Consider the following 4,436-nt stretch of genomic DNA (forward strand, 5'->3'; position numbering starts at 1 on the left):
AACACTTGTTGACAGGATTGTTCCAGGAAGGATCCGTGATCCTAAGGAAGTAGAAAAGCTTGAGGCTGAGAACGGCTATCACGACGAGCTTATAGATGTAGGTGAGATCTTTGGTGTATGGATCATCGAGGGACCTGAGGGACTTGAGGACAGACTTCCATTCAAGAAAGCTGGAGTTAACGTTCACGTTGTTCCTGACGTTATGCCATACAAGCACCGCAAGGTTCGTATCCTTAACGGCGCTCACACAGGATTTGTTCTTGGCGCTTACCTTTCAGGTCAGGATATCGTTCGTGACTGCATGCAGAACGCTACAATTTCTGGCTTCATGAACAAGATGCTGAGCGATGAGGTTATTCCTACACTGGTTGACCACCTTGATGAGAACGATCTTAATCAGTTCGCAGCTGCAGTTAAGGACCGTTTCAACAATCCATTTGTTAACCATGAGCTCATGTCTATCTCACTTAACTCAACAAGTAAGTGGAAGGCAAGAAATATGCCATCATTCCTTCAGTACATTGACAAGAATGGGAAACTCCCTGTTTGCCTTACAATGTCACTGGCTGCATACATTGCTTTCTATTCAAATGATATTCAGGAGCTTACTGATGCAGGACTTGTATGTAAGCGTCCTAAGGGCAATACTTACACAGTAAGTGATGACAGATGGGCTCTTGAGTTCTTCTTTGACCACAAGGGAGATTCCGAGGAAGACCTTGTGAAGGCTGTACTTGGTAATGAGAAGATGTGGGATCAGGACCTTAATAAGATCGAAGGTCTTACGGACAAGGTTACGGAGGATCTTAAGATGATCCGCAGTGAAGGAGCTGAGAAGGCTTATGCAAGCTGCCTGTAATTAAATAGCGGTAAATACTGATGTTTGGCGCTGCCTGTTGTTTGCAGGCAGCGTTTTTTTAGATTAATGCCCACAACAATTTTCTATCATTAATAAGATTGTAATCGTAATTTAATTTCATTTTAATTGAATTGCACACATATAAGCGCAATAATGATTTGAAAATGATAAAAAAGCAATTGTCAGGAGAGACATCATGAGAATTTTAGGAAACATTTTATGGATAATCTTTGGAGGATGAAACCACAGGCGCACTAATTGTTTTGCAGGGGGAGGTCGATATGAAGTTCTGCATGATAGATTCAGACAATAGAAGTGCATTTGACGTATTTTTAATGGCAAGGTATGAGCAGGAATTTGACAATAAAGACAGCCTCTGCCTTGGAATGTTTGATGACAGAGGTCCGCTTGGCGCTGTCATATTAAGGATGAATCATGCCGTGATCGAGATCATAAGCCTTGATTACGTTGAAGGCCTTGAGGATGGTGAGTGTGAGAGCGCAATTGCCGAGTTTGTAAAAGCTCAGGACTGGGATGTGTATCGGATTGAATATATTGTTGGAGGAAAGAAGAGCTTTTTTGACGACTACGACTACGTGATGATGGAAGTGGGATTTATGCCCGGTCGGGGAAATGTCAGGAAGTATCACGCAACCTTAAAGAAAATAGCCATGGCCCAGGTCGATACGTTCAAGCTCTTTGGAAAGACCAAGGATGTGAGTGAGTTTAAGATTGGGAAAGACCTTACAAGGCATGATATTGATTCCTATAACCGGCAATATCCCTGCAACAGGTATTACAGAGATAAAGGCAACGAGGAGTTATCCTGCTTTATGTTTAAAAACGGGAAGATAACTGCCGGAATCCTGGCCAGGGACTTAGGGGACGGAAACCTTGAGTTTCAGTGGATGGATGCTAAACACCTTGCAGCCCAGGAGGTGATGAAGCTTATCGTCTACACTACGGTAAATGCACTTGGCAAGTACCCGACCACAGCGGATGTGATTGTATGCCCTTTTACCAGAGAGGTTGAGGGACTTGTTTCAAGGTTTGGATTCGAAGAATATCCCGGAGATATTGAGACCAGGATATACACCTATTATTTATAAATACTTGGAAATGAGGTAAAAGAGATGACTATTTCAAGACAGGACTTAGAGAGTCGGGAAAAAATCAAAAAACAGGAGTTTGTGGCGGCTTTGCCCCAGCAATTAACTGACAAACAGCTGTCTGAAGTTCGCGACATGAATGAAAAACTAAGCAGCGAAGCCAATGACACAAAGGTCATGAGGGCCAGAAGCCTTGAGCATTACACCCTTGATGAAGTAAAGACGCAGTATCAGGAGAGATATGAGAGTAAACTCAGACAAAGAGATCTCAATGCCTCTGACAGACAGATAAGGGAGAGGGCTGAGTCCAAGACCGGTACGGCTATGAAGCTCCATAAGAAACTGCAGAATCTGTGCGGTTCTTTAAAGGGATTTAAGGATGTGGTGAACCTGAATTATACGGTTCAGCTTATTGGCAGCTATAATCCCGGGCAGCATAAAAAACTTGATAAGGATGATACCAAAAAACTTGGTACTTTAAAGAAAAAAGCCCCGGAGATATATGAACGTTTTTTGAAACTCGAGCATGTCAACAGTCTTCTTAATGGTAAACAGAATGAGTTCCCCGAGTTTTGTGATTTTGCGCGCCAGGAACTTGAAAGAGCAAAGAACGAGTGGGAGCGTGCAAAGGAACTTGCATCGGAACTGGTAGTTGCAAAGAGCTTTGATGACGTGGAATTGGAGGAGGAACCGGAAGAAAAGAACGTTAAGAAGATCAATCCCAAGATCAGTAAGACCAGGGAGAAAAATCAGCTTGCGAACTACAAATCTCTCCATAATAAATATATTGATTATCAAAAGATGAGGTCTATGAAGGCCGGAAAAGAAAAAGATGAACTGGAGGACAGATACCAGAAGAACAAGATAAATGATGCTCATCTTGATCAGGAATATATTATGGAATTAAGGGATAACCTGAAAAAGAAGACTGTTGACTGGAGCATTGTTGAAGACAAGAAGTTTAACGAGCTGAAGAAAAAAGTATCAAAGGATAACTATGACCCTGCGGATGCCATGAACTATATCCTTGCCTATGAGATGAGAAAGATACTTGCAGCTCATAAGGGAGTAACACCCCGGGAGGTTGAAAAAACTGTCAACGAGTATTTGAAGAAAATGGTACAAAAGTCCGAATTTCATGCAAGGATAAAGGGAAGTATTGCTACTGCAATTTTGGACACCAGATACAGAGGCGGTAATTCAACAGCTTATAGTGAACTGATAGAAAAGCAATTCTCTGCAAACTCAACCCTTAAACCCAGTCAGTGTATTTCCTTTGGATCTCTTGGTGCCAAAAATGCCAAGGGAATACTTGGTCCGAAGCCGGGGACTGATCCGGTAAGGGGCTATGGAAATGTTACCATAAGACTTAATAAGAAAAAGATGAAGGGCAGGGTTTCTTTTGTCTGCGGTAACAGTAAAGGCATGGTGGTCGGCGCGGAAGGCGGCCTTAAACAGGGATGCCAGCTTGATTATTATGACATAAAGCACGCAAGAAGCGCCTATATAGACGAAAAAAACGGGCATGAACCTGATATCACAGCCTGCGGTCTGAATCTTTCTAAGATATACGAAAGGGCAAAGGAACTTGAAAATAACAATTGGAATGGCCTTGAGGATGGAGGAAGAGAAGCATCCAAAACTATAGTCGACAGGCAGGACGGAATATACTTCGAGTGCCAGTATCATGGTAATGTGAGTGCTGCTGAGATTGATGAAGTTTCTTACATTTTGAACACCAGCAAACAACTGGATCTTTCAAAAATGAGCGAGAATGATAAAATCGATGAACTGGCAAAATCCGAAACCTTCAGGGAAATGTACGACCATATAAATATAATCAACAAGAATGCTGAGATTTATGGAAGAAAAGGCATGAAAGACATGAAGCTTACGGTTTGGGATATGTTTGGACATACCATGAGCTTTGAGGAAGTCAAGGCGCTGATGGAGAAAAAGATAAAGAAATAAAGGAGAATGATTATGAATTTTAAAGTGGAAGTAAGTGACCACGCAGGTTCTTTTATCGTAAGACTTGAAGATGGTACCTGTGCAGTAGTAAATCTTGATTACCCCGACTGGCTGGAGAGAGGATCTGACCCGGCAGATCTCATGAACAGAGGTTTTTGGCCCTATGATGATGTGGAGCCCCTCTCTGATGAGACTTTGGAAGCTATCGGCAAGGTCCTTAAGGATAATCTGTAACATAAAAGAATATAGCATATATTTGAATGCTTTGTTTGGAGGATATCATGAATTACAGTACTGTACTGATCGATGACTTAAATCGGGGGACTTTTGACAGTGTAATCCCTGAGACAATAAGCCTTACTGATACAAGGGTAGCAGTTGCATGTGTCGATGATAAAGACTACATACTTGGTGCAGTTTCGTACCAGGTGGTGGGATTTGAATATGTCATTGACTGGCTGTATGTAGAGCCTCAGGCCAGAAGACAAGGGGTTGGA

Annotated in this window: 4 protein-coding genes and 1 pseudogene; all 5 read left to right on the plus strand. The window is 42.2% G+C overall.

The window, feature by feature from the left end:
* A pseudogene (locus J6I68_RS12675) lies at nucleotides 1-859 on the plus strand (tagaturonate reductase); the annotation flags it as partial.
* A gap of 281 nt (nucleotides 860-1,140) precedes the next feature.
* Complete coding sequence (locus J6I68_RS12680) at nucleotides 1,141-1,968, plus strand: hypothetical protein (protein ID WP_292220834.1); 828 nt, start codon at nucleotides 1,141-1,143, stop codon at nucleotides 1,966-1,968.
* A 24-nt stretch (nucleotides 1,969-1,992) separates the two neighbouring features.
* Complete coding sequence (locus J6I68_RS12685; RefSeq protein WP_292220836.1) at nucleotides 1,993-3,939, plus strand: hypothetical protein; 1,947 nt, start codon at nucleotides 1,993-1,995, stop codon at nucleotides 3,937-3,939.
* Between the two features lie 12 nt (nucleotides 3,940-3,951).
* Nucleotides 3,952-4,173, plus strand: coding sequence for a hypothetical protein (locus J6I68_RS12690; protein ID WP_292220837.1), 222 nt, complete (start codon nucleotides 3,952-3,954; stop codon nucleotides 4,171-4,173).
* Between the two features lie 47 nt (nucleotides 4,174-4,220).
* Nucleotides 4,221-4,436 (plus strand): GNAT family N-acetyltransferase (locus J6I68_RS12695; protein ID WP_292220839.1); only part of this gene is annotated, 216 nt, incomplete at its 3' end.

This window comes from Butyrivibrio sp., from assembly GCF_017940685.1.
Lineage (GTDB): Bacteria > Bacillota > Clostridia > Lachnospirales > Lachnospiraceae > Butyrivibrio.